At 28.8% G+C, this 2,163-nt stretch carries 4 protein-coding genes; all 4 read left to right on the top strand.

The window, feature by feature from the left end:
• The first annotated feature begins 2 nt into the window (after positions 1-2).
• Positions 3-404, top strand: a complete 402-nt coding sequence (ruvX, locus tag VK998_RS06340) for a Holliday junction resolvase RuvX (RefSeq protein WP_325226668.1) — start codon at positions 3-5, stop codon at positions 402-404.
• Between the two features lie 11 nt (positions 405-415).
• Entirely contained in the window at positions 416-667 is a 252-nt protein-coding gene (locus VK998_RS06335; protein WP_325226666.1) for a DUF1292 domain-containing protein, read from the top strand.
• Between the two features lie 68 nt (positions 668-735).
• Complete coding sequence (locus VK998_RS06330) at positions 736-1,173, top strand: Fur family transcriptional regulator (RefSeq protein ID WP_325226664.1); 438 nt, start codon at positions 736-738, stop codon at positions 1,171-1,173.
• 99 nt (positions 1,174-1,272) lie between these two features.
• Positions 1,273-2,163 (top strand): ribonuclease J (locus VK998_RS06325; RefSeq protein WP_325226662.1); only part of this gene is annotated, 891 nt, incomplete at its 3' end.

Here is a 2,163-nt window from a genome sequence, read left to right as displayed (position 1 = left end):
GAATAATGGGATTAGATGTAGGTGATAAGACAATAGGTGTTGCGATAAGCGATCCTTTATTGTTTACTGCTCAAGGACTTAAAACTATTTTTAGAGAAAGCAATAAAAAAGATATTAAACAAATAGAAGAAATAATAAAAGAATACCATATAACTAAAATAGTAGTTGGTCTTCCTAAAAATATGAACAATACTATAGGAGCACAAGGTGAAAAAGTATTGGATTTTGTTGATAAACTAAAAAATAGGGTAAATATTGAAATTATACTAGAGGATGAAAGATTAACTACTGTTTCAGCAAAAAGAATTTTATTAGAAGGAGATGTAAGTAGGAAAAATCGCAAAAAAGTAATAGATAAAGTTGCAGCTACTTATATTTTACAAAATTATTTAGATAGAAAATAAGAGGTGAAAAGATGAATGAAAAAATAGTTTTATTAGATGAAATGGGGAATAAGGTAGAATTTCAAATTTTAGCTACATTTGGGTTAGACGAATACGAATATGCTGCTTTGTTACCGGTAGACGATATGGAATCTTTGACTTATCTATTGAGAATTGAATATAATGATGAAGGAGAAATAATATTAATTGGTATCGATGATAATGAAGAGTTAAAGGATGTTATTGAAGCTTATGAAGAAATACAAAAAGAACAATTACAATAAATTTATATACTTGACAAGTAGAACTTATACTAGTATTCTATAATATAGGATAATAAGCGGGTGAAAAAATGGATATTAATATGGAAGATATGAAACAAATTTTTAAAGAAGAAGGGTATAAGCTTACTACTCAAAGACGGGCTATTTTGGATGCGATAGTAGAGAATCATGAAAAACATTTAAATCCAGAAGAAGTTTATGATATTGTAAAGATTAATTGTCCGGAGATTGGAATTGCGACAGTCTACAGAACTTTACAATTATTGGAAAAATTAAATATAATCTACAGGGTAAATTTTGATGATGGATATAATAGATATGAATTAAATCATGATTCGGATAGTCATCACCATCATCATTTGATATGTCTAAAATGTGGAAATATAATGGAAGTTAAACTAGATCTATTGGAAAACTTAGAGAATGAAATTGAAATGGAAAATGGTTTCAAAATTGTAGACCATAACGTAAAGTTTTTTGGGTACTGTGCTGACTGCCAAGAATGAATCCCATTTTGGGGTTCATTTTTTTAGGAAGAATTTACAGTAATCCTTTGGTTTATATGATACGAGAATTGGAGAAATTAATATAAAGGAGATGATAAAGTGGCGAGAAAAACAAACAAATTAAAGATTATACCATTAGGCGGATTAGGAGAAGTCGGTAAAAACATTACCGTCTTTGAATATAAAGATGACATAATTATTATCGATTGTGGATTAACTTTTCCAGAGGATGAAATGTTAGGAATCGATGTGGTTATACCGGATATAAGCTATTTATTAAAAAATAAGGATAAAATAAGAGGAATTATTTTAACCCATGGTCATGAAGATCATATAGGAGGACTTCCTTATGCATTGGCAAAATTAAACTTACCCGTTTATGGAACTAAATTGACTTTAGGACTAGTGGAAAATAAATTAAAGGAACATAGATTAGACAAGGTTAATCTGATTGAAATAAAGGCTAATGACAAGATTAAACTAGGATGTTTTTCAGTAGAATTTATAAAAACTAGCCATAGTATACCTGATAGTGTTGCATTAGCAATAAATACCCCTGTAGGTACTGTAGTTCATACTGGTGACTTTAAGATAGATTTTACACCTATAAATGATAATTTAATTGATTTACACAAATTCGCAGAAATAGGAAAAAAAGGAGTATTGGTTCTTTTAGCTGATAGTACTAATGTAGAAAGACCTGGATATACAATGTCAGAAAAAACAGTAGGAGATACTTTTAATGATATTTTCCTTAAAGCACCTGAAAGAATTATTGTTGCAACTTTTGCTTCTAATGTTCACAGGGTACAGCAAGTAATTAATGCAGCAGAACTTTATAATAGAAAAGTAATAGTTTCTGGAAGAAGTATGATAAATACTATTAATGTTGCCTATGAGTTAGGTTATTTAAAGATTAAAGATGGAACTATGATTGATATCAATGATATGCATAAATATCCAAGCAATGAAATAGTCATACTAACTACT

This window comes from Schnuerera sp. (assembly GCF_035459645.1).
In the GTDB taxonomy this organism is placed as follows: Bacteria; Bacillota; Clostridia; order Tissierellales; family Tepidimicrobiaceae; genus Schnuerera.
The sequence above is the reverse complement of the archived record's forward strand: the minus strand, read 5'-3'. Positions and strand labels throughout refer to the sequence as shown.